The sequence below is a fragment of the Gardnerella sp. DNF01189 genome, from assembly GCF_049244195.1.
GTDB lineage: Bacteria > Actinomycetota > Actinomycetes > Actinomycetales > Bifidobacteriaceae > Bifidobacterium > Bifidobacterium swidsinskii.
Genome location: NZ_CP058385.1, coordinates 970,711 through 995,933 on the forward strand (window position 1 = coordinate 970,711; position 25,223 = coordinate 995,933).

General features: G+C 42.5%; 17 protein-coding genes. 4 read left to right on the forward strand and 13 right to left on the reverse strand.

Going from position 1 to position 25,223, the window contains the following annotated elements; genetic code table 11:
- Positions 1-17: 17 nt before the first annotated feature.
- From HXT41_RS03850 to HXT41_RS03885, 8 genes are all read right to left on the reverse strand, one after another.
- Positions 18-2,651, reverse strand: coding sequence for a KUP/HAK/KT family potassium transporter (locus HXT41_RS03850; protein ID WP_102155833.1), 2,634 nt, complete (start codon positions 2,649-2,651; stop codon positions 18-20).
- 164 nt (positions 2,652-2,815) lie between these two features.
- Entirely contained in the window at positions 2,816-3,796 is a 981-nt protein-coding gene (locus HXT41_RS03855; protein ID WP_116432088.1) for a TatD family hydrolase, read from the reverse strand.
- Between the two features lie 54 nt (positions 3,797-3,850).
- Positions 3,851-5,647, reverse strand: a complete 1,797-nt coding sequence (locus tag HXT41_RS03860) for an ABC transporter ATP-binding protein (protein ID WP_116432087.1) — start codon at positions 5,645-5,647, stop codon at positions 3,851-3,853.
- Positions 5,648-5,649: 2 nt separating this feature from the next.
- A complete protein-coding gene (locus HXT41_RS03865; protein WP_421788568.1) occupies positions 5,650-7,464 on the reverse strand; it encodes an ABC transporter ATP-binding protein in 1,815 nt (604 codons plus the stop codon).
- Between the two features lie 179 nt (positions 7,465-7,643).
- Entirely contained in the window at positions 7,644-9,386 is a 1,743-nt protein-coding gene (locus HXT41_RS03870; RefSeq protein ID WP_165845956.1) for an ABC transporter family substrate-binding protein, read from the reverse strand.
- Between the two features lie 323 nt (positions 9,387-9,709).
- A complete protein-coding gene (locus tag HXT41_RS03875; RefSeq protein WP_116432085.1) occupies positions 9,710-11,599 on the reverse strand; it encodes an ABC transporter ATP-binding protein in 1,890 nt (629 codons plus the stop codon).
- 21 nt (positions 11,600-11,620) lie between these two features.
- Positions 11,621-12,568, reverse strand: a complete 948-nt coding sequence (locus HXT41_RS03880) for an ABC transporter permease (protein ID WP_064621662.1) — start codon at positions 12,566-12,568, stop codon at positions 11,621-11,623.
- A gap of 24 nt (positions 12,569-12,592) precedes the next feature.
- Complete coding sequence (locus tag HXT41_RS03885) at positions 12,593-13,576, reverse strand: ABC transporter permease (protein ID WP_033888405.1); 984 nt, start codon at positions 13,574-13,576, stop codon at positions 12,593-12,595.
- 563 nt (positions 13,577-14,139) lie between these two features.
- On the opposite strand from HXT41_RS03885, the gene HXT41_RS03890 reads away from it, so the two are divergent.
- Positions 14,140-15,582 carry an aminopeptidase C gene (locus tag HXT41_RS03890; RefSeq protein ID WP_116995003.1) on the forward strand — a complete coding sequence of 481 codons (1,443 nt, stop codon included), beginning with the start codon at positions 14,140-14,142 and terminating at the stop codon, positions 15,580-15,582.
- Positions 15,583-15,916: 334 nt separating this feature from the next.
- Here HXT41_RS03890 and metG read toward each other — a convergent pair whose 3' ends face one another.
- Positions 15,917-17,788, reverse strand: coding sequence for a methionine--tRNA ligase (gene metG, locus HXT41_RS03895; RefSeq protein ID WP_041160534.1), 1,872 nt, complete (start codon positions 17,786-17,788; stop codon positions 15,917-15,919).
- Between the two features lie 307 nt (positions 17,789-18,095).
- Here metG and HXT41_RS03900 point away from each other — a divergent pair, with 307 nt between their 5' ends.
- Together HXT41_RS03900 and HXT41_RS03905 are read left to right on the forward strand one after the other, a co-directional pair.
- Entirely contained in the window at positions 18,096-18,704 is a 609-nt protein-coding gene (locus tag HXT41_RS03900) for a hypothetical protein (RefSeq protein WP_004108009.1), read from the forward strand.
- Positions 18,695-18,958, forward strand: coding sequence for a hypothetical protein (locus HXT41_RS03905; protein WP_004108011.1), 264 nt, complete (start codon positions 18,695-18,697; stop codon positions 18,956-18,958). The genes HXT41_RS03900 and HXT41_RS03905 overlap by 10 nt, the downstream gene beginning before the upstream one ends.
- A gap of 31 nt (positions 18,959-18,989) precedes the next feature.
- On the opposite strand, the gene rsmI is transcribed toward HXT41_RS03905, so the two are convergent.
- Complete coding sequence (rsmI, locus tag HXT41_RS03910) at positions 18,990-19,892, reverse strand: 16S rRNA (cytidine(1402)-2'-O)-methyltransferase (RefSeq protein WP_004108018.1); 903 nt, start codon at positions 19,890-19,892, stop codon at positions 18,990-18,992.
- Between the two features lie 129 nt (positions 19,893-20,021).
- Here rsmI and HXT41_RS03915 point away from each other — a divergent pair, with 129 nt between their 5' ends.
- On the forward strand, positions 20,022-20,864 hold the full coding sequence (locus tag HXT41_RS03915; protein ID WP_004108020.1) for an alpha/beta hydrolase: 843 nt from the start codon (positions 20,022-20,024) through the stop codon (positions 20,862-20,864).
- A 174-nt stretch (positions 20,865-21,038) separates the two neighbouring features.
- Here HXT41_RS03915 and HXT41_RS03920 read toward each other — a convergent pair whose 3' ends face one another.
- The 3 genes from HXT41_RS03920 to HXT41_RS03930 all read right to left on the reverse strand — a co-directional run bounded on the left by HXT41_RS03920 (position 21,039) and on the right by HXT41_RS03930 (position 25,098).
- Complete coding sequence (locus HXT41_RS03920; RefSeq protein ID WP_410311047.1) at positions 21,039-22,556, reverse strand: formate--tetrahydrofolate ligase; 1,518 nt, start codon at positions 22,554-22,556, stop codon at positions 21,039-21,041.
- Between the two features lie 272 nt (positions 22,557-22,828).
- Positions 22,829-24,436: a C69 family dipeptidase gene (locus HXT41_RS03925; RefSeq protein WP_076003091.1), complete on the reverse strand. Its 1,608-nt coding sequence runs from the start codon at positions 24,434-24,436 to the stop codon at positions 22,829-22,831.
- 110 nt (positions 24,437-24,546) lie between these two features.
- Positions 24,547-25,098, reverse strand: a complete 552-nt coding sequence (locus HXT41_RS03930; protein WP_102703472.1) for a YbhB/YbcL family Raf kinase inhibitor-like protein — start codon at positions 25,096-25,098, stop codon at positions 24,547-24,549.
- Between the last annotated feature and the right edge of the window lie 125 nt (positions 25,099-25,223).

The following is a 25,223-nucleotide window of genomic DNA, read 5'->3' on the forward strand; positions in this document are numbered from 1 at the left end:
GCTCTTCCTTAAGATTCTTACTTAAGATTATTTTTTGCACTCTTTTCAGTTGCTGCACTCTTTTCAGATTTCACACTATTCGCATCATTGGCACGAGCAGCATCCTCCACAGCCTGCACAACAGCATGCGTTACATTCGCTGCATCGATATTTGCTCCATCTTTATTAGGCTTCTTCACGCTAACTTTTTTTGTCTCTTTAATTGGAACTGGGCTAATTTTCCCAGTATTGGCAAGTTTTTCGTTAGCAAACATCACATTAGCAGCAGCAATATCTCGTGCGTTCATAACAGCAGTCTGCTCCGCATCAGTAGGTCTGATATCTTTCACAACGTGAATATTAGTTTCAAGCGCTGAGGCACCTTGCAAAGATTGAACTGCTCGCTGAGAACAGTCTTCACGCTTCAAACGCGGAGGTCTGCGAGTAGAAATAAACAACGGCTGCACTTCAACAACTGGATTGTAAGGAGCCAAACCAAACCATTTAACAGGCGTACCAGCAACATGTCTAATTGCATATTTCATCTTTAAAGATAACGCTCCACGCACAGAAATATTAGATTCCGGCATCAACGCTTTGTGCAACAGAACATATCGAATTGGTCCAATATCTGGATCTGCATCAACCTTCGGATACACGGATTTTTGCTGAGGAAGTTCGCCCGTGTGCGACAAGTCATGCATAATTTGGTGAAGATACGCTGGTATAGAAGGCGACACTTTAAATCCGAGTTTAATTTTTACGCGGAATAAGTAGTCCGTACCGAAATTCTCTACACAATACTCACGAGTAAACGGAGCGTCATCTGTTTCTACAGAAACAGCCCACCAAGCTCTAGCACGCTTTGGATGGTCGGCAAAAATAGAGAAGAAGATTCCAGTATCGAGACGCTTCATTTCACAATCGGAAGTCAAATACACAATATTGTCAGCGAAATACGGAATACGGAAATCTCCGTGCAACTTATCTAGCACAGGTAGGAAATCTTTCGGTTTCATGTGCAAACGTTGCGAACGCTCAATTTTAGTTCCATCTTTCCAAGTGACCATAATGATCAAAATTGAAACACCGAGCAGCATAGTAAACCAGCCACCGTGCATGAATTTCGCCATGGAAGCCACAAAGAACATCATCTCAATCATGAGGAATACGATTGCAAATATGAAGGCACCAAATCGCTTCTTCTGATACCACATGTGCACTGTAAGCAAAATAGTCGTAGCAAGCATAGTTAGAGTTAAAGCTAAACCGTATGCGCCAGAGATATGTTCAGAATCGCGGAATACTGCAAGAACCGTAATAGTGGCAACACACAGCACAACATTCACAACTGGAATATACAGCTGTCCACGAGTTCTAGCAGGATATCGCACTTGCAAATGTGGCATCCAATTTAGGCTTGTTGCCTCAGAAACCATTGTGTATGCGCCTGTAATCAGTGCTTGAGAAGCAATAATGCCAGCAGTAACCGAAAGAATAACGGCAACATATCGCACATTCGGTTCAAGCATTTGGAAGAACGGGTTCAAACCTTCTATTGACCATAATGCTTTATCGTTTTGATTTTTCAACATCCAAGCGCCTTGCCCAAAGTAATTCAGCAGCAAAGCAATTTTAATAAACGGCCAGGTTGCGTACACATTGCCTCTACCAACATGACCCATATCAGAATATAACGCTTCAGCACCGGTAGTAGAAAGGAAGATCACACCCATAACCGCTAATCCCTGCACATTATGCGTGCTAAACAGGAATTTTATGCCATAAATCGGGTTAAGTGCTTCAAAAATAGTCCAATCTTGGCCAATGTTCATGACACCAACCAGCGCAAGGAAAGCAAACCAAAGCATCACAACAATGCCAAATACTTTGCCAATTCGCTCGGTTCCGCGTTGCTGTACAGAGAAAAGTATGACGATTATAATAACCGTAATCATCATCGACAAATTCTCATTTTCTAAGAATATTGGCTTAAACACTGCAATAGTGCGCAAACCTTCAACTGCTGAAGAGATGGAAACTGCAGGAGTCAGCACAGAATCTGCCAAAAACGCGGCTCCACCAATCATTGCCGGTATTGCAAGCCACGCGCCTTTTTTACGTAGAAGCGAATATAAAGCAAAAATGCCACCTTCGCCTTTGTTGTCTGTTCTCATTGCAACAAATACGTATTTTACGGTTGTAATTAATGTGATTGACCAGAACAGTAGCGAAAGCATTCCGTAGATAGTCGCGCGATTTATGTTTTGCAAGCCGCCTTGACCTGCTAAAAATGTTTGCGCAGTATAAAGCGGAGAAGTACCAATATCGCCATAAACAACGCCAAGAGCAACAATTGCCATTCCCAATGTAAAACGATCGGAACTGGTTTGCAATTTTGCCCACCATCTACCTAACGGACCTCGTACTGCACTAGCAACAAGCTTTTCTGCTTCTTTTACCTCTTGCGCTTGCTGCTGAGCTATTACTTTGCGCTCTTCGCGTGTTGTCGTTTTTTTTGACACCTGAGGAGCCTTAGTAAACGAGGCAGCTCGCAATATAGCATCCTTAGTACCTTTTAAGGATTTAGTGCTTTTCTCGGAATCTTTCGCGCCGTTGCGAGGATCCTTTGTACTATCGTTTGATGGTACAGCAGTGCGTGACTTAGTCATGCTTAATTGTTCCTCCATATATGAGGTTTCTTCTTGATGCCAACAAGAAGTCGCATAAACCTCACACCTCACAGTTTTATTTCCGTACTTGGATATTGTATACAACAATAGTGCATCGCGCAAAAAATATTAAAAAATCCTTGAAAATTAAGGATTTTATATTCCTAAAATTCGTAAATTTTTCGCGTATTTTCGCGTGTAACTTTCGCTGCTTGCAATAACGATATATTTAGAACTTCAGAAAGTGTTTCTAGCGTATAAGGAACCATATAAGGCGCGTTTGGCCGTCCACGATACGGCATTGGCGTTAAATAAGGCGCATCCGTTTCAACAGTTATATGGTCTTCGCCAATAATTCGCGCAGATTCGCGTAATTCATCATTGCCTTTGTAACTTATCGTTCCAGAAAAACTTGCGTACCAACCGTGCTCTTTCAATATTTCGGCTAAATCCACACCACCAGCATAACTGTGAAATACTGTTCGCTCAGGAGCGCCATCTTTTAGTAAGACTTTTACTACGTCTTCATGCGCATCACGATCGTGAATTTGTAAAGGTAAATTCAGCTCTTTTGCGAGCGCAATATGGTCGCGGAAAGCTTCTATTTGCGTAAGTCGCGCAGGCTCTCCCGTACGAAAGTAGTCTAAGCCAGTTTCGCCTATTGCCACTACTTCTTTTGGATGAGCAATTACTAGCGAGCGCAAATGTTGCATAGCTTCGTCAAATGGAATATCGTGATACGGCTTGTAAACTATCGGCAGTCCGTCAGGGCCTTTAGCTCCTTTGTGACCATGTAATACTGCTTCGTTTGGGTGTATTGCTATTGCTGCGCGAACTGAATTTTCATGCGTTTGAGCAAACTTAATCGTCGGCTCCCAATCTGGATATTCACATCCGACTTCTAGCATGTGCGAAACGCCTGATGATTTTGCTTGAACAACTAAATCGTCTGCAGTAGGTTCCGCTATTACATCGCGGCCTTTTTCTGCTAATTCTTGATTCAAATTATGTGCAAAATCCACAACGCTAATCATGTGCGTGTGATCGTCTGCAATTGTTATGCCTTCTTGTAGCAGATTTTCCCATACTGCAGATTGCGTTGCTAAAGCCGGCGCCCAATTATGTTCGCGATGATGTTTACTCATATTTTTAAGTCTACTCGCAAACTCAACTGTCAATTTTTATTGAATGATAAGTATTTATAAAACTGCTTTGCGAATTGCATCATATTGCGATTTTACAAGACGATAATACGCTCCTCTTGCCTCCATAAGCTCGTTATGAGTGCCTTTTTCAACAATTTCTCCATGATCGATTACACAAATCAAATCCGCATTCTCAATCGTCGAAAGCCTATGCGCTATTACAAAAGATGTGCGATTTTTAAGTAATTGAGCTAATCCTGCTTGTAATGCTTCTTCTGTACGAGTATCAATATTACTTGTTGCCTCATCTAGAATAAGAATTCGCGGATTCGCAAGCAATACTCGCGCAAACGATATAAGCTGACGCTGACCTGCAGAAAGAGTGGCTCCGCGCTCTTCAATTTCAGTATCGTATCCGTTCGGTAATCCTTCAATAAATTCGTGAGCATGAACTGCGCGCGCTGCATTCTCAATTTCTTCATCAGTGGCATTGAGCTTCCCATAACGGATGTTCTCGCGTACGGTTCCACTGAAAATAAAGCTATCTTGCAACATTACGCCCATTTGTTTTCTAAGAGATGTGAGCGTTACTGAACGTACATCGTACCCGTCTATAGTAATCGAGCCTTCTGAAACGTCGTAGAATCTAGAAAGAAGACTTACAAGAGTTGTTTTTCCTGCACCAGTAGGTCCCACAAGAGCTACAGTAGTGCCAGGATTAACATGCAAATCAACCAAGTTTAATATTGGCCTTCCATCTTCTTCGTAACGGAAAACAACGTCGTTTACGTCTACTTTTCCTTCGATTTGAGGCAATTGAATAGCATCTGGCTTATCTACAATATTTGGCTTAATTCGTAGAGTTTCAAAAATTCGTTCCAAATAAACTGAGCACGTTACAAGTTGCGTATAGAAGTTTCCAATATTTACTACTGGATCCCAGAAAGTAGTCGAATACCAAACAAATGCTATAAGTGTTCCCGTGCTCACGTTCATTGCACCTAAGTTTGCTATGCCAGCGTAATACAAAAGCGCTATTGCTGCAGTCTCAATAATTGAAGCACCAGGCCAAAGTAACATTTGCACTCTAACGTTTCGCATCCAAGCACTTCTTACTTCTGCTTGTTGCTCTTGGAAAGTAGCGTATGCTGTAGCTTCTCGCGCAAAAGTTTGCGTTGTTTTTACTCCTGCGATTGATTCGTGCAAATACGCATTTAAATTACTTTGTTTATTTGATAACTTTTTAGACGCTTTTCTTTGCAAAATTTGTAAAGTTCGCGTCCAAATTATAAATATTGGGAATAGCACCAAGCTCCACAAAGCCATTCGCCAATCTATAATAAACATTGTTATTAATGTAATAATAAGCACAAAAACGTCAGAAAATACGTTAATTAAACCGGATGAAAGCGTGTCAGAAAGCGTATTGATGTAGTTTACGATGCGAATCAGAATTTTCCCATGCGGACGCGAATCAAAATAGTCAAAAGATAATGATTGCACGTGCGTAAAGATATCGCGGCGCATGTCTTTGATTATCATCTGGCCGATGCGTGTAATTGCTAAAGTTCTGTACGCTAAACCAAGCTCATACAATATAATGAGCAGTGCGAATACGGCAATAATTGTATATAAATAATTGACATTTTTCTGAGGCAATACAACGTCGATTAGCGTTTTCGTAATCATTGGCATCGCTGTCATAATTATGCTGCCGCTAATAACTACCATAATTACGAATAGAAGTTTAGTAGCATACGGCTTCATATATTTTCTAACGCGCATAAGTTCGTGCACGTTTATGTGTTCTTCTTGACCTTCGTCTTCACGATAAGTATTACGTTGTGCCATTTCTACTCCCCCTTCGTTTCGAATCCTGCAGACCTGCCAGTTTTAAAGCCAAGTTGCTTTCTATAGATCTCCCAATACCTCCCGTGCGCTGCAACAAGCTGAGCATGCGTGCCGCGTTCAATAATTTTCCCGTGATCTAGCACAACAATCATGTCTGCATCTTTAACGGATGAGATTCTGTGCGCAATAGTGATTATTGTGCGCGTGCCATCAAGCTTTTTCAGCTCCTGCTGAATATGCTCTTCCGTTTCCATATCTACAGCAGAAGTTGTATCGTCCATAATCAAGATTGCAGGATTATTTGCCAACGCTCTAGCTAAGCTCAAACGCTGCTTTTGCCCACCAGAAAGACCTACCCCACGCTCGCCTACTACTGTTTCATAGCCTTCTGGCATATCCATAATAAAATCGTCTGCTGCAGCAATTGTTGCCATCGTGCGAATGGTATTATCTAATTCCTTACAATTTTCTTTAGTTTGAGGTAATCCAAAACTAATATTTCCTGCAATAGTGTCCGAAAATAGGAATGTTTCCTGCGCAACTATGCTAACTTGGTTACGAACAGTTTCTAACGGCCATTCGCGCACGTCTTTTCCGTCAATTAAAACACGACCACGCGTAGGATCATAGAATCTTGCTATAAGACTTACGAGAGTTGATTTGCCGGAACCAGTTTCACCAAGAATACCCAGTTTGCTTCCAGCAGGAACGTCTAAATCAATATCTTTTAAGATTGGAGAGTCTTGATCGTCTGGGAATGAAAAATCAACATGCTCAAAAGTAATTTTACCTCTAATTTTAACGGTTTCGTCCGCTTCTTTTGGATGTCTAATATGCGATTCTTGCGTAAGAAGTTTGCGAATATTCACGCATCCTGCGTTAAAACGCTGCCAATCATTAATAAGCCAGCCCACCATTCGTACAGGCATGTGTAGCATCCAAAGGAAGCTATTAAAAGTGACGAATGCACCTAAAGTCATGTTGCCATTCAAAACAAGCCATCCGCCGAAACCAACTGTTATAAGCTCAAGCACAAAACCCATGCCATCGAGCCAAGGCATGTATTTTTGAGTATTTTTTGCAAGCGTAATATTGCAATTAAAGTAGTCTTCGTTGCACTTATCGAATTTCTTAGTTTCGTAATCCTCACGCACGAAAGCTTTTACTACGCGATTCTCCTCGATATTTTCTTCCACCATTGAATTCATGCGCGCAAAGGATTCACGAATTGCAAGGAATTTCGGTCTAGCTTTTTTGCCCATAATTTTTGCGAGCAGAAACAAAAATGGCGTAATTGACATAAGTGCTAAAGCGAGCTTCCACTGAATTGAAAACATTATAACCAGCGCTAGCACGAACATTACTACACAATCTAACGCCATATACGAAACCCAACTTAAAATATGACGAATCGCGTCAGTATCCGATGTCATACGACTCATAATGTCGCCTGTGCGCGTGTGATTAAAGTACGTAAAATCGAGAGAATGAAGCTTTTCGTACTCGTCGCTCACCAGGCGATACACGGCATTTTGACCAAACTTTTCCATTAAAAGCTGGTAAATATACCTTGAGCCAACGCGAACAATCATCATTGCTACCATCAAAACGCATACGCTTATAAGCAAATTATGCTGTTTGCCAATAATGATTTTGTCTACAATAAAGCCCGAAAGCAACGGCATTGTCATTGCCATCGTGTCATTGATAATAAATAGAAAAATAGCAAGCCAAACTTTCCACATGTCCGGCTTACAGTATTGCAATACCCAGCGCACGTTACTCGCATCTTTGCGTTTATTCGGATTGACGTACATGCGCCAGCTTCTCCTTTGTTTCCGATTTTGCTTTTTGAGACTTAATTTTAAATTTATACTATTTTCTCACATTAGCATACACAAAAAGATGTGGCGTGTAGCCAAAAGACTACACGCCACATGCTATAAGTTAAGCAATCAGCTTAGTAAACTTGCGCGAATTATCGCTACAAATTTACTTACTTCTGCCAGCCCATATCCTCTGGGTAGGTGCTTGCGTAACCAGCAGGGCCGTTGTTAGCAAAGCCCTTCTTGAACACCTGGTAAATAGGAGGAGCAGAAACTGGAAGAGTTCCGTAGAGTGCGAGAGCTGCAGACTCTGCCTTGTTTGCATAATCAGTCTGTTCCTTGTAATCGTAGGTCTTGCCAATCTTGTTGAGCATAGCATCAATCTTCTTATTGCCAACGAGACCGAGGTTGGAATCGCTATCAGACTTGTAAACCTGGCTTGCTGCAGACAAGAAGCTCAATGGAGATGTGGACTGCCATGCCAATGGAAGCACCTGGTACTCGTGCGAAGCAACAACCTCGGAGAACTTAGCAACAGCATGGTTCACAGTCTTGCACTTAATTCCAGCCTTCTTCATCATGGCCTGGAATGCGTTAGCAAGAGCTGCCTGAGTAGAATCATCGCCGAAGAAGGTGAAGGAAATCTCAAGAGTCTTGCCATTCTTGGCGTAGTAGCCATCCTTGCCCATCTTGTAACCAGCAGCTTCAAGGGTCTTCTTAGCGTTTTCGGTGTTGTACTTGCCGTCAGCAGGAAGATTGTTCTTGTAGCCAGCCTGGAACATGGAGAGAAGCTCAGAACCTGGCTGCTCGCTCTTCCAGTTCATGCCCTGGAACTGAATCTTGTTGTAGGTAGCAACGTCGAATGCCTGAACAACAGCCTTACGAACTGCAAGCTCGTTAAGTGGCTTGGACTTAGCGTTGAAGTTAAGCACGCGAACCTTGGTGCTGTAGCCGTAACGCAGCTGAGCACCCTTAACGCTACGAGCAGACTTGATTGCGTCCTTAGAAGAAATGGTATCGGTTACAGCATCGATTTCACCGTTCTGGAAAGCGTTCAAAGCTGCAGTATCTTCCATACGCTTTACAACGACCTTATCGAGCTTTGCCTTCTTACCCCACCACTTTGGATTGCGGGTGAAAACAACCTGATTTTCGGTTGCGGATTCAATCTGGAATGGACCTGCACCCCACTCGTTGTGAGGATTGTTTACCCAACCCTGGTTGAAGGTCTTAACGTCACCGGCCTTTGGATGAACCAGTGGAGCGAAAAGCATTTCCCATGTTGCGCATGGCTTCTCATAAGTCACTATAACCTGCTTTGGAGTGGAACCTTGTTCAACACTCTTGATGCAGTCATAGCCTTCAGTACTTGGGACGGAGTAATCCTTGTTCTTTCCGTTCAAAGCCTGCCAAGTAGCCTTAAATGCGGTGTAATCAATATCAGTGCCGTCATTCCACTTGGCCTTTGGGTTCAAGTTGTACTGAACAACGAGTGGCTTATCGCTAACCTTCTTGACGGAAGTGATGTAGTCAGGGTTGTACTTAAGCTTTTCACCCTTAACGGTGTCATAAGCCATAAGATCTGGCTGGTAGAAGCCCCACAAAGTATTCATGTAACCAGAGTTACCGTCGTTAGAAGCGTAATTCCAGTTTGGACCGAGAACAGGAAGAGCAACGGTGTAAGTGCCGCCGTCCTTAACGTTGTCACGTGACTGTGGATTATCGTAACGCTTGTTGACATCTGGCATTGGAAGTTCGCCAGTGTAAGAAGTGTCAACACCAGCAGCTGGCTCTTCAGTCATACCTGCTTTACCAGCATTGTTAGTAGCACCGCCGCAAGCGCCGAGCAGCATTGCAACAGAAAGTGCAGCTGCGGCAAATACAGTCAGTTTACCTGCATTTGTATTTTTCATGATTCCTCTCATTCCCCGGATGATGTCCGTCTTCCGGTATGTTGTATGAGTATATACAACTCTATGACATTCGACAAATCGTTTTCACAAAATATTGATTTTTTTCTTTTCAACTTTATGAAAATTAGGCAAAAAAGAATAATTTATTATCTATAATGAGCAAAACAGAAAATTTTTTAGTTTATTTTGGCTAAAAAACAAAATATATTACGTTTTTTAAATTTATGTTACACAATAAAAAATCGCGCATGTTGTAATAAACATGCGCGACTAAGTAATTTATTCAGATTGATGAAGATTAACTAAAATCAACAAGTCATGAATTACCTAACATCGTCAAAATTATCTTCTTCAGAAAGAATAATACGCCTACGGTTCTTCTCAATTGTAGGATCCGGAATTGGCACAGCGCTAATCAAAGCCTGAGTGTAAGGGTGCTTTGGATTATCAAACACCTCATCCGTTTCACCAGATTCAACAATTCGACCGTGATACATAACAGCAATACGGCTAGAAATGTGACGAACCACAGCCATGTTGTGAGCCACGAACAAGTAAGCAACACCCAACTTGTCTTGCAAATCTTCAAGCAAGTTAATAATTCCAGCCTGAATAGAAACATCCAAAGCCGAAACTGGCTCATCAAGAAGCAAAAGCTTAGGATTCACAGCCAAAGCGCGAGCAATAGCGATACGCTGACGCTGACCGCCGGAGAACTGCGTTGGGAAGCGATCAACTTGATCAGGATTCAACTCAACCAATTGCATAAGCTCAGCAATACGCTGGCGAATTTCTTCCTTCGACTTCTTTTGCACGAGCAAAGGCTCGGCCAAAATATCGTAAACAAGCATACGAGGATCAAGCGAGCTCATTGGGTCCTGGAACACGTACTGAATCTTAGAACGAAGTTCGCGACGCTGCTCACGAGTCAACTTATCGTTCAACTCAGTACCAAAAACTGTAATAGAACCAGACTCAGGCTTCTTCAAGCCCATAATCTCCATCAAAGTCGTGGACTTACCAGAACCAGACTCGCCAACCAAAGCCACAGTTTCGCCTTCACGAACCTCAATACTCACACCATCAACCGCGCGAACTTCGCCAACCTTGCGTCGCAAGAAGCCACCGCTAGTAATTGGGAATGTTTTAACCAAGTTCTTAACATCCAAAACAACTTTTCGTTGTTCACGAGGAATGCCTTCAAACATTGGCTTAATTGGCTTTTCGGTTTCCGCATGAAGCAACGAGCGAACAGTTTCGCTTTCAGCTTCAAGACCCATCATTGTGCTGTCGTCGCCGCTTTCTTCTTCAGCCATAAGCATATCCATAGTCGGCTTAGAAATTGGAGTCAAACGACGAGTGCGCTTTTGATCAACGCGAGGAACAGCACCCAACAAGCCAATAGTGTACGGCTGAGTTGGGTGAGCAAAAATCTCTTCAACGCTATTATGCTCAACCAAATGACCCGCATACATAACAATAACTTCGTCTGCAACGCCAGCAATTACGCCCAAATCGTGAGTAATAAAAATCATTGCAGCGCCGGTTTCGCGCTGAGCTTTCTTCAAAACTTCCAAAACCTGAGCCTGAATAGTCACATCCAAAGCGGTAGTAGGCTCGTCGGCAATAATAATGTCAGGATTATTGGCAATAGCCATAGCAATCATCACGCGCTGGCGCATACCACCAGAAAACTCGTGAGGGAAAGCCTTCAAACGCTCAGCCGGCTTAGTAATACCAACCAAATCAAGCAATTCAATAGAACGCTCGCGAATCTGCTCTTCAGTCATGTCAGGATTATGAATAACCAAAGCTTCCTTAAGCTGATCACCAATAGAGAAAACAGGGGTTAAAGCAGAAAGAGGATCCTGGAACACCATAGCAATATTCTTGCCACGAATCTTACTCATTTCTGCATCAGACTTAGTTAAAAGCTCCTCGCCCTTATACTTTACAGAGCCTTTAACGCTAGCGTTTTTATCCAGCAAGCCCATAACAGCCAAGGACGTAACCGACTTACCAGAACCAGATTCGCCAACGATACCAATAGTCTTTCCGCGGTACAAATCAAAATTCATTCCGCGCACAGCATGCACAGTACCAGCTTCAGAAGCGAAGCTAATTTGCAAGTCGCGTACTGAAAGCAACGGTTCGTTGTTTTGATCTTCCATCGTGGTTTCTTCCTTAATAGCGTTATTTGCAATATCAGTCATGTTTATCACTCCAAACGCTCGTTAGTCGGCCTTACCAACAGACCTAGAATATGGATCAATGGCATCACGCAAACCGTCACCAATAAGCTGCACGGAGAAGGTTAGCAAAACAAGCACTGCAGACGGCACCAAAAGCACCCACGGAGAAGTCTGCACAACGCTTTGGCCAGCATTAAGCAAAGTACCAAGAGAAGTATCCGGAGCCTTAATACCAAGGCCCAAGAAGCTCAAAGCAGTTTCGCCGTTAATCGCACCAATAACACCAAGAACCGTGTTAATAATCAATACAGAACCCAAGTTTGGAACCAAGTGGCGCACAATAATGCGGAACGAAGAAACGCCCTCGAACTTAGCTGCACGAACATACTCACGTTCGCGCAAGCTCAAAGTCAACGTACGAAGAGTACGAGCGTAACCAATCCAACCAAAAGCTGTTAAGCCAAATGCCAACCACAGCCAATCGCTACCACCACTAGAAGCACTAATGATTAAAGCAATCAGCAGGAAGGAAGGAACAATCAGCAGCATGTCCAAAAGCCACATACCAACCTGCTCAAACCATCCTTCGAAGTAAGAAATAGCAGTACCAACCAAAGCAGCAATAACTGTAATGGTAATAGAGCTGACAATACCAATGGAAAGTGAACGACCAAGTCCGCGCACAACCATTGCGTACATGTCTGAACCGCCTGGCGTAGTTCCCAGCCAATGCTCTGCAGAAGGAGGAGTTGCTAGAGAAGAAAAGTCTGGTTCGTCGTAGCTCCACTTTGAAATCTTTGAGCCAAACAAAGCAAAAAGAATCAAAATTACGAACATAACCAAGCCCACAACTGCAGACGGGCGACGGAAGAATCGACGCGTATAAAGCGTCATCTTACCAGTGCGCTTAAAGTTGCCCCAGGCACCAGCAGTAGCTTTTCTATCTGCAGCAGATTCTTGAGGTTTTGAAGATACATCTTTTTTATTCATATCAAATTCACCTACACTGTTCTGCTAGTTCAAACGAATACGTGGGTCGAGCCAAGCAGAGAAGATATCTGCAAGCAGAGCACCAACTAAGGTACATACAGCACCAAACGCTGCAATAGCAACAGAACCGTTAATATCGTTCTGCATAATGGTCTGAACGAAGTAGCTACCAAGGCCGTTAATAGCAAACACGGTTTCAGTAATCACAGCACCCGTAAACACGCCTGCAATAGAGAAGGCGACGTCAACAGCTGTTGGAATCAAAGAAGTACGCAAAGCGTGGCGGCGAATAGCCAAATTCAAAGGTAAGCCCTTAGCGCGAGCCGTACGAACGTAATCAGCATTCATAGTATCGAGAAGATACGTGCGCTGCGTTAAATGATACCCAACCATGCCAGGAATTGTCATAACAATCGTCGGCAAAATCAAATGCTGAAGGAAGTCAAGAAGGAACATGAACGGGTCAGAACCTTGGTAAGAGTGCAAACCAGTAACGTAGAAAAGTCGCACGCCTGTTGCGTGGTTAATGCTAATAGCAGCAAGCACAACCATCAAACCCAAAACTGCTGCAGGAACAACCAACAGGAAGGTTGCGGTGGAATTAAGAACTCTATCTTGCCACTTGTACTGACGGATAGCAGTGTAAACACCAACGCTAACACCGAGAACAATGCCAAGAATTGTAGCGCCAGTAACCAGCTGAACAGATGCGCCAATACGAGACATAATTGCCGGGCCAACTGGAGCCTGATCTGGGCTCAATCCCCAATCCCACTTAGTAAAAATGTTGTAAATCCAACGGCAATAACGAGTAAACACTGGAGTCTGGTCGTTAATATTTGCCAAATCCAAAGAACGGTTGATTGATGCAATAGGTGGATGCGGATGCCTAGACATGTAGTTCGAACGCGGTCTCATAAAAGCACTTGTCAAGAAATATGTCATGGATACGGCAACGAACAACATCACCACATAATTCAGGCATCGTTTAACGATGTATCGTATCATTGTGACTCTTTTCTACGACTAGCCATTTTTTACCTCCATTCGGCATCCATAAATCTTGTGATTTACAGTATTGCCGATCTAACACTCGACCTTGAAAAGGGCGTGTTTGAATCGACCCTTGTCAATCCGGGACACATAATTAGTATATTTTTAGCCAAGCTATGTACAAAGAGACAAACAGAAAATATTTTTACACAACACTTTTCTCAATACCCAAGGGAAAAATTTCGTATATATAAGTTACATTATACATATCTAAACATGCAAAAAAGCGCAAAATATCAATGATTTCTAGCTATATTTTTACACAAAGATATGTATTTTAAAATCAAAAAAGTATTTTTATACATACAAAATACGTTTTATAAGCAAATATAATAAATTCAAAATTTAATTACAAAAACTGAATATTTACCGAAAAAATTGTAGTTTTACTAAAATAATTAATAGTATTCAAGCAAATGCCGAAAATAGGCATAGACAAGAAACACACGCGAGACATTGAGCAGTATACAATATTTTTTATTCGTACTTTCAACTCTAAAAGGAGAATGAATAAGCTCATGGCTGAAAACATCAAAGCCGTAACTCTGGAACATGTAAAAAATTATTCCAAACATTTCAACAAACAGCGCGCAAATCTTCTCGCAGCAAATGCAGCAGTAACAAATGGTGTGCTTAAAGCCGCAACAAGCTACCAAGGCAAGCGTGCTCTTCCTCGCGAATTCTCAATAGAATTAAAACAAGGCAGCATTACCAATCAGAAGCGCTCCGGACGCTGCTGGATGTTCGCCTCACTTAATACTTTGCGATACGAAGTAATGCATAAGTGGAATTTAGACGACTTTGAGTTTTCAGAAAGCTACCTATTCTTCTGGGACAAGATTGAAAAAGCAAACGCTTATTTGGAAAATGTGCTTTCAACACTTGATGAAGATGTTAATAGCCGACTTTTTGAGAGCATTAACTATGGTCCAATCGATGACGGCGGCTGGTGGCAAATGTTCGTCAACTTGGTAAACAAGTACGGACTTGTGCCAAAGAGTGCATATCCAGATTCACAGAACTCAGTCGACTCTGATGCATTCGTACAATACATCAATACCAAGTTGCGCGAGTTTGCATACGAATTGCGTGAAGCTCATAAGAACGGAACTTCTTTGGAAGAATTGCGCGAAATGAAAGTTCGCGATTTGGAAACCGTTTATCGCATGACAACTATTGCCCTGGGTGAACCACCTGCACAGTTTGACTTCTTCGCACGAACTAAAGATGACGATGACGATAAGAAGGACGGCGAAAAAGACGAAACCAAGAAAGATGGCGAGAAAACCGGCAAAGCTGACAAGCCAAAAACCGGCAAAGATGAGCGTCCAATGATTTGTGAATACGGAATTACTCCACTTGAGTTCGCAAAGAAGTACGTTCCAGTTGACGTAAACGACTTCGTAACAATATGCAACGCGCCTATGGAACGCACACCATTCAACAAGCTCTACCAATTTAAGTACAGCACCAACGTAGCTGAAACAAAGGAAATGGAATTTGTTAATGTGCCTCTCGATGTATTCAAAAAAGCAGCTGTAGACCAATTAAAAGATGGTCATCCAATCTGGTTTGCATGCGATTGCACGCAGTTCTCCTTGCGTGACAGTGGCTTCTTCGATCCTGCAGTTGTGCGCGTAGATGAATTGTTTGATGTGAAGTTTACATTCGATAAAGCTCACGGCTTGGAATATATGGATTGCCCAGGAAATCACGCAATGACATTCACTGGCGTGAATCTTAACAAAGATGGCGAGCCAGATCGCTGGAAGATTGAGAACAGCTGGGGCAAGGATGCTGGCGAAGACGGCTATTATGTTGGCTCAGCAGAGTGGTTCGATCGTTATGTGAACGAAATAATCATCAACAAAAAGTACCTTGACAAAGAAACTTTAGCTGTATTGGATCAAGAACCAGTAATGCTTGAACCGTGGGCGCCACTTTCGAAGCGTTGCCGTTAAATCGTTACCATTAAAATTAAGTTTGGTAACTATGTGAGCGCAGATTGCTTTTGCAGTTTGCGCTTTTATTTTTTGTTTTACTTTTTTTCACAAATTAAAAAGAAGCCCGGCGGGAAGAGAAACCCGCCGGGGCAGAGAGAAAGAGAGAAGAAGGTTTCAATTATGGGGTTCGAAAACGAACCTCGCTAATGGCGAACCATTAACATATGTTAGTATAGCTAAACATTCGTCCAAAGAAAAGAGTTTTTCCTTAAAATTTCCTTAAAATATTTTCTTTTAGAGAACCATTTGCTATGTTCTTTAATTTTACAATTTATTTATTGAGAATTTCAACCTATTTCTCACTATTTTCCAAAGATTTTTTTGCTGCAGCAAGTCTTTCCGCTTCGACACGCTGACGCTCGGACAAAGCAGATGCAAAACGCTCAAGCTCCTCCTCAACTGCTTCTTTTGAAATCTTGGCAAAAATAGGACTTGGCTTAGGCACAGGCGTACCTGCTACCAACTCCTCACTCTCCCAAGGATGAACAGTTTCCCCCAAGCGATAATCGCCCGTAATAATCGGATACTTGAAGTCTGGATTATCCAAATCTTCAACTTCTTCAATATGAGGCAAAGGCGAGAATACGCCAGTGCCACCAAGTGCTTCCCAAACTTTTTGAGCTGCATGAGGCAAGAATGGCGCAAGCAGATGATTAGCATCCGAAACAGCCTGAGCCGCAACATGCAACACAGTACCAAGGCGAGCCTCATCATCTTTAATTTTCCAAGGCTCAGTTGCAGAAATATATTTATTAATATCCGCAACTACTCGCATTGCTTCAGTAAGAGCATTCTTCTGACGATGACGCTCAATCAAACTACCAACCAAAGCAAAAGCATCAGAAGTTTGATCGAGAAGAGCGCGATCCATTGCAGTCATAGAATCTTCATCAAGAGGAGGAATTACACCAAAGTTCTTATTAATAAGATTTGCCACACGATTGACAAGATTACCCCAGCTTGCAGCAAGTTCTTCGTTATTGTGACGAGCAAACTCAGCCCAAGTAAAATCAGCATCAGAATTTTCTGGACCCGCAATAGAAATGTAGTAACGCACAGCATCTACAGGGTAACGTGCCAAAATATCCTTCACATAAATCACGATTCCGCGCGAAGAGCTGAACTTCTTGCCTTCCATAGTCATGAACTCAGAAGCAACAACCTGTTCAGGCATGTTCAATGGGCCATAAATGCCAGCCTCACCACCTTTAGAACCAGCACCGTTGTAGGCAAGCATTTCCGAAGGCCAAATCTGAGAATGGAAAGTAATGTTATCTTTGCCCATGAAGTAGTATCCAGGAGACTTAGGATCACACCACCAATCACGCCAAGCCTCTGGCTTGCCTTGTCGACGAGCCCATTCAATAGATGCAGACAAGTAGCCAATAACAGCATCAAACCAAACATATAAACGCTTATTTGGATTATCAATCCATCCTTCAACAGGAACAGGAATGCCCCAATCAATATCGCGCGTAATAGCTCGCGGCTTTACTTCATTAAATAATCCAAGCGAGAAATTAATAACATTCGTGCGCCAACCTTCGCGAGAATGAAGCCAGTTAACATTCGCTTCAGCCAAAGCAGGCAAATCTAGGAAATAATGTTCAGTTTCTTCAAAGCGCGGAGTTTCACCATTAATTTTAGAAACTGGATTAATAAGCTCATCCGGATCAAGCTCGTTTCCACAAGCATCACATTGATCGCCACGAGCACCATCTGCGCCACACAATGGGCATGTGCCTTCAATATAACGATCTGGCAAAGTACGACCAGTGGAAGGAGAAATAGCAACCTTCTGAGTGCCCTTGTAAATATAGCCGTTCTTTAAGCACTGACGGAACATTTCTTGCACAACATGCTCGTGATTTGCAGTGGTAGTACGCGTGAACAAATCGTAGCTCAAACCTAAATCGCACAAATCCTTAGTAATCACACGATTATAACGATTAGCAAGCTCTTGTGCAGAAACACCTTCCTTATCTGCTTCAACCAAAATAGGTGTACCGTGCTCATCCGTGCCAGACACCATTAATACGTCATTACCTTTCATGCGCTCGTAACGCGCATATACGTCTGATGGGACCCCGAAGCCTGCGACGTGACCAATATGACGAGGGCCGTTAGCATACGGCCAAGCAACATTCACCAAAATATGACTCATAGACAATTATTATCTTGTTCAACGCGGACAGTACATAAGAACATTGCAAAAAGAATCCCAAATATACGAGAAAAACACGCTGGATAACAAGCCTCACACGAGTTCATCCACATATCCACAAGTTATAAAACCAGCCTGGAATTGAAGCAAATATAAACATAATCTCAACTTATGCACTACGAAACTAATGCACTAGAAAACATGCACTAAAAAACAACAATATGCACAATACGAATCGTAAATAATCGCGCTGAAAAATAAATATGCAAAAAGAAAGGATTAAAGAAAATTGAAAAACCAACAAAATATGCGCAATTTATTGGATATTTGCGAAGAAACACAAACGCAATTCCCAGAATTACTTGACGACAACCATTTACCAGGTCCAATGTGCATGAAAAAACTTTCTCAAATTGGTGTATTCAATAGGCTTGATTTAAATGCAGGATATTCAAATAAGGCAGCTATTTCCACTCAAGGAAGAAGCAATATTGTGAGCAATCTTATGCCTACAGAAAGCATAGCCTGTTTATTTACTGCAGCATGGGTTTGGATAGGAGGTCATTTTCCTGAAAATATAGATGTTATTGATTATGGGCACAGAAGAAAAAAGCCGCACGGTCATGCGATTCGCGCATTTCGAAGACACTTAAACAATGAAGAATACGTAATACTTGGAAAAATTAGAATAACAACGCCAGAACGAACAATTTGCGATTTAGCGTACACTCCAAGCGAAAACGAAGAGCACGAACCTTATAGAAAAGATATTGCTCACCTATTGATATCTAAATACAGCATTGACTTGCGAAAATGCAAACGTACTATTGACGGAAACCCATATTTCCCAGGCTCAATACATGCAAGAAATTGGATACGAAACATTGCGAAAGAAGCAAACAAACCATGGAAATGAAGAACTCTTATGCAACTAAAACAAACAGCCCTCCAAAACCACCTATAATACTCACGCCATCTGTTGCTATCGACCCTGCAACAAAAATGGAAGTGCTATGGTACATCGCGCAAAAAATACCGGAACTTCGAAAATGGATTATTGCAAACCCTTCAGCAGACGCGCAAATTTTAGAATATATTTCTCAACAAGGTGGACCTGACGTTCGTTACAGTTTTGAAGTGCTATTTTCTGCGTATGACAGCAATGAATAGAAAGCAAAAAATAGTAGCAAAAGCAGAAATCTTATTTTTGATCAGGTTTATGCTCAAGACAAGACGCATAAACTTGCTTACGATTAGCAAAAGATCCGTCAGCAAACGGATGCTCTTTTACTACTTTTGTAATTGCTTCTTTTATGCGCAAACCTTCGGATTCTGCACATTCAAGCGAAAGCTTTGCAAGAGCATCAATGCTTAAATCTGTGCTTTCAGACTGCACTTCTTCATCACTTGCACCACCGATAACTAAAACTATTTCACCTCGAGGAGGATCCGCTAAAACACCATCGTGAATACTTTGCACAGTTCCACGACGAATTTCCTCAAAATCTTTTGTAAGTTCACGGCATAACGCCATTGGACGATTAGAACCAAGTACTGCCAATATGTCTTCCATTGCTTCTGCAATACGATGTGGAGCCTCATAAAATACTATTGTTCGTCGCTCGGCTTTAAGTGAGCGCAAATGCTGTTGACGCTCACCAGATTTACGAGGCAAAAAGCCTTCATAACAGAAGCGATCGGTTGGCAATCCAGAAAGAGCAAGCGCATCTAAAACTGCACTAGGACCAGGCGCGCAAGTAACAGGCAAATCTCGCTCTATTGCACGTCGAACAACAGCAAGACCCGGGTCGTTAATGGTAGGCATACCTGCGTCTGAAACAACAAGAACAGTGCTACCCTGCTCAACTTTGTCTAGCAAGCCATCTGCCTTATTTCGCTCATTATGATCGTGGTATGCGATTACGCTACCAGAAACATGCACACCAAGGCGATTCGCTAAATCATAAAGCCTACGCGTGTCTTCAGCAGCAACAATATCAGCAGTTTCAAGAAGATTAATTAATCGTGCAGAAGCGTCTGCCATATTCCCAATAGGCGTAGCAGCTAAAACAACTTTACCTAAACTATCTTCTTCGTTACACATCTTGAATCTCCTTATAAAACTTCTTAAAACTCTACACGAATTTATAAAAGAACGCACTTACAAAGCGAGGTATTTGATTAGAATTATGCTTAGTGTAATTGCAATATAAGCGAAACGAAAAGAGACACTATGAAGATTATAAATCAGAAAATAAAAAGTATAGATGGAAGCGATGCGCAGCTTATTGGGTATATTTTAGACGATAATTTAGATAGCAAAGGCTTGCAAAACCGTCCTGCAATTCTAATTTTGCCAGGCGGTGGCTTCTTGCGCGTATCGAATCGTGAGGCAGAGCCTGTTGCCATGAAGTTTGCTGCAGAAGGATTCCACACTTTTGTGTTGCGATACTCGCTTACTCCAAGCACATACCCAACTCAGCTTTTAGAAGCAGCAGAAGCGATGAGCTTAATTCGCAAAAACGCAAAAGAATGGCACGTAGATGCGCAAAAAGTTGCAATTATTGGATTCTCCGCTGGAGGGCATGTGGCTGCAAACCTTGCAACTAGCGTTAGCGACGAAGTTGAGGAAGCAAACGGGTATGCTGCTGATGACGTGCGACCAAATGCTCTTATGCTCGCATATCCTGTTATTTCTGCTGGGAAATATGCGCATAAGCCAACGTTCGATCGTCTATTTGGAGAAGTTAGCAACGAAGAGCGAACTGAACTTGTCAATAAACTTTCGCTGGAAAATCACGTGGATCGTAAAACTCCACCTGTATTTGTATGGCAAACCATTACTGATCAAACAGTTCCAGTAGAAAATTCAATAATGTTTGTGAACGCTTGCGTTGAAGCTGGAGTAAGTGTTGAAGCGCACCTGTTCCCTAAAGGACCTCACGGCTTAGCTTTGGCAGTTAAAGAAACAGCAAAACGCGACGAAAACGGAAATGTGCTTACTGAATTTGTTCAGCCAGAAGTTCAGCAGTGGGTTAAGCTTGCTTGCGATTGGTTGCATCGCACTTTTGCGTAATTTAACTTCAACTCTCCCGCGTTTGTTCCCTTTTTAACCCATTTGGTAAACAAAGCAAAAACAAAACGTCGCCCACACACCATGATTGATATGTCGACGACGTTTTGTTACTTGCTATTAATAAGTAATTTTAATTAATCTCAATATTTAAGAGAAAATCACACTATTAATATTTCACACTATTTTTGGCATTGGAGTAGTTAGTGAAGATGTGAGATTTACTTGCACAACTCCAGCTCCAGCGTGAACTTCCACTTTCTTCAATGTCACAGTGCGCTCTTCAGCAGACTTATGATCGTCGTCAGTCATAGTTGCAGGAGATTTAACAGCAACTAGCGCAAGACTGTTAAAATCAGCGCCAGCATTCGCGCACAAATCCTCAGCTGCAGATAACGAATCTTCAAAACCAGCTTTTTCAATCACACGTTCAGTTGGAACACCGTAAGCTTCTGCGCACAGCAAGTTAATTCGCTCCCTAAGCGTCTTTCCACGCCTACTTTCTGGAACTTTCGTTTCAACATCATCAGTTATTGCAGACACAAAATCGTCCAGCTGATTTGCCAAACCATCGCCACCATCGCGGAATAAATTGCCAACAATCGGCTTTCTGAATCCTAAAGACTTAGCTTGTTCCAACAATTCAGGAACTTGATTATCTTCACCTTCCCACAAATTAATCAACGGGAACGTAGGGATGTTAAGAAATTCCAAACGAGAAACATGGAATGGGTAACGCCAAGCCAAAGTTTCGTCATCTCGCCAAGTAGTTGCGCGAGTAACTACAACTGCAGCAGCAGGCCACTTTGCACCAAACTCGCGAGCAGCAATATCTAACCACTTTTGAGCACCAGCATCCGTACCATAACCTGCTTCTACAACCACAACATCATGCTCAGCGCAAGCCATTTCAACGCTTACAAGGCTTGGAATACCAAGCGAAACGTTCGCAAACGGGCCACAATGAACGTAAATTGGAGAACCATTAATCGTCTCAGTTTTTGCAGGCTTTACAGCGTCGGCAAGAATATTGGTGATTCGCCACAAATCCACAAACTCGCCAAACTGAACAGGCTTACCGTCTTTTGTGCCAGCAATCATTGAAGAAACACGATGAGAAATCTCGTCCATACTGCGCGACAACACTACGATTTGCATGAGCTCGCAAGTTGGCGTCAAAACGACGCGCTCAGGAACAGTCCCCTTGCCAAAATCAACAGCAATGCTTCGCAAAGATCGCGAAGGAACTTCGCTAACTCGAGGAACTAAAATAGTATCAAGGGCACCCTCGTCGACTGCTTTTTCCGCAAACGACACAAGCAAATTCTGCGCGCAAGCAATAGCAGCCATTTCACCACACAAACCCCAGTCAATCAACTCAGGGTGAGAAAGCGAAGACTTACCGCCACCACTTGCACCACCTTTAGAACCAGCAGCTGTAATGCCCATGCTTGGCTGACGAAGAACTGCAGCTGCGTCCACACCTCGCTCACGCAAAGCATCAACCAACGCAATAGTTGTAGTCGTTTTACCTTCTCCGCGAGAAGCTTTCAAAGGAGTATCAGCAGTAACAAGCAGAACTTTACCGCGCTTCCTAGGCTCCTCTGGATGTTGCTTTAAATAATTCAAGTACCCAAAGGCATCAATTTTTTTAACCAAACCGAATGTTGTAGTGTATGAATCAAGAATGCTCATGTACCCCTCTTTCATAGGCATATTGGCACAACTATGCATGCGGATAATGTTAATTACATGATTCATACTATACGATTGTTTGTTCGCAGCATAGGCACCACACGCAATATCTATACGCGCTATTAGCAACGTCTATAGCAAAATAACAAAAGATAACAAAAATGCCTTCCACATGAAATAAAAAGTTCATTTCTTAGGAAGGCATCTGAGTTATTAAATTATTTTCGTAAGTTTTTCCATATTAATTACGAGAAAACTTATTTAATTGCATTTCAGTGATCGGAACGATTAAAACCATTCTTCATACGCATGCTAGTGATGTACAGAACTGTGTCAAGCAAAGAATCGGTTTCTTTCTTCAACTTTGCTGCCATGTCGTCATTTGCTTCAGCCAAAACCTCGCGCACTTTGTCGTTGCGAAGCTCTGCAATAATAGCTTCAGGATCGCGAACTAAATCATCGTAATCTTCGCCTTCATTATCTTCACGCTCTGGCTCGTAATCAGCCAAATCAACGCCAAGAAGATCTGCCACGGCAGCATCCGTAGACTTGACCATTGCGTGACCAAGGGAACCGACAACTTCCTGGTAGCGCTCAATCGAGTTTGCAGTATCGTTAAATGCGGCATCCGCAAGAGCAGCAATAATGCGATTCTCCCAATAGAAGTTTTCGCTTGTTACGCGAGTAGTCGTATCTTCCAAATACTTTGGAGTGCGATTTACGTTTGGATAGAACGGAATCAAAGAATTGAAAGGATTAGAACCGTAAGTAATCCACTGAATTGCACGCATTGCTTCCGGCATGTAAGGGCGGATTTGCATTACAGCAAGCTCGCTTTGACGGTTAATGCCGATTGGACGCAACATGTGACGAGTATGCTCATCTCCAAGCTTGCCGTAAGGATCATACTCAGTGCCCTGATAGTGCGAGCTCAAAACGTACTTAACGTCTTCAATTGTTACCTTGCGCTCAGGCTGGCGAGCCCAAGGAATATCGTTGCTGTCCGGACGATGATCAGCGTCTTTACCATCCCACACTTCGTCATACGGATTCAAGAAGCGCTCCATGAACCATGCACGAGGAGTGTTGTAAACGTGGTCGGCATCCGAATGAGAGCCGAAAGCGTCACGAGGGTTAAACGGGGAAGCGTTTTCAACCGACAAATCCAAGTGATTTTCTTCAATAAACTCAAGCAAATCAGCCGAGCACATATGCTCCTCTTGAGTGTCAAAAGCATCATCTAAATCAAACTCGTCAATTCCAAGCTGGTTTGGCATAACAACATAAGCTTCATCCGGCACACGCTTAGCAATCCAATGATGACCACCGACAGTTTCAAACCACCAAATCTCGTTCACATCCGAAAATGCAACGCCATTCATCTCATAAGTGCCGTACTTTTCAAGCAATGCACCCAAACGCTCAACGCCTTCGCGAGCACTACGAATATAAGGCAAAACAAGCGTTAAGAAATCTTCTTCGCCAATTCCACCCGGCACTTCCGGCTTATAGTCAGCATCTCCAACTTTGCCTTGTTCTTTTTGAAGTTCAACCATTGGATCTGCGCCTAACACACGCTCGTTAGATGTAAGCGTTTCGGTTGCGCTCATCGCCACGTTTGCTTCGTTAACGCCAGCTTCTCCCCAAATTCCTTCGCGCAAGTCTGCGTTTGGCACGCTTGTGTATTGCATTGGATTATCCGGCAACTCAACTGTTACGTGGCTAAGAACAGACTTATAAACGCGAGGTTGATCTTCCGGCTTTACTACCACTAAACGCTTTGGATTAAATTCGCCATTGGCTGAGTCTTCATTGCGCGCAATAAGCGTGGATCCGTCGTAACTTGCTTTTCGACCAACAAGAATTGTTGTGCATGCCATATTTGCATCCTCTGTTTTTAGATTTTATATTTTATTTTAGATCTATTACTGTTTGATTCTAGCGCTTAGGCGTTAACTGCTGACCTAATTGGTTGCCCTCGTGCTTGCGTTTAGGCTTTACCAGTAAGGAACATGCCACCAGCATCTACACCTGAAGTTACGTTTCTTACTTCACGCAACAATTCATTCATATAGAATCCCGGTTTAAGGTTTGGCAAAGGCTTTTCTGTACCAAAAACTTCAAACATGTATTCATGATCTTTATCAGGAGGCTGAGGGCCGTTGTATCGCATAGTAATTGCTGAATCATTGCAACCAATAAATCTGCTTGCCTGCGAATTACGACCTTGAAGAGCTTCCGGAATCATAGAAGTCATTGTGCGAGAAAAATCTTCCGGTATTTGTAAAGCGTGAGAATCGTTAAAATCAAACATTAACGCTTCAATAGGCACGTTCGCGGCAGTCCAGTGAATCCATTCAAAACCGCATACCGGTATTGCGTCGTCGTCAACAAAACGCCAATGCAAATAATGCACGAAAGATGGCAATTTATCTATATAAAATGGAAACGAAACTACTGGAATTCCATTGATTTTATTCTGCTCCGGCGCAGCTTTAGAATAATCGTCTGGGACAGTAGTGAAATCTGTAGAAATATTCATAATTTAAGTATCTACCATTACACAACACTAATCAACTGCGCGAGTAACAAATAAACGCAAACGTTCACGTAATTTAATTGTTCAAGCAGATTGTGACGCTCAAGCAAAAAACACTACAGAAACAA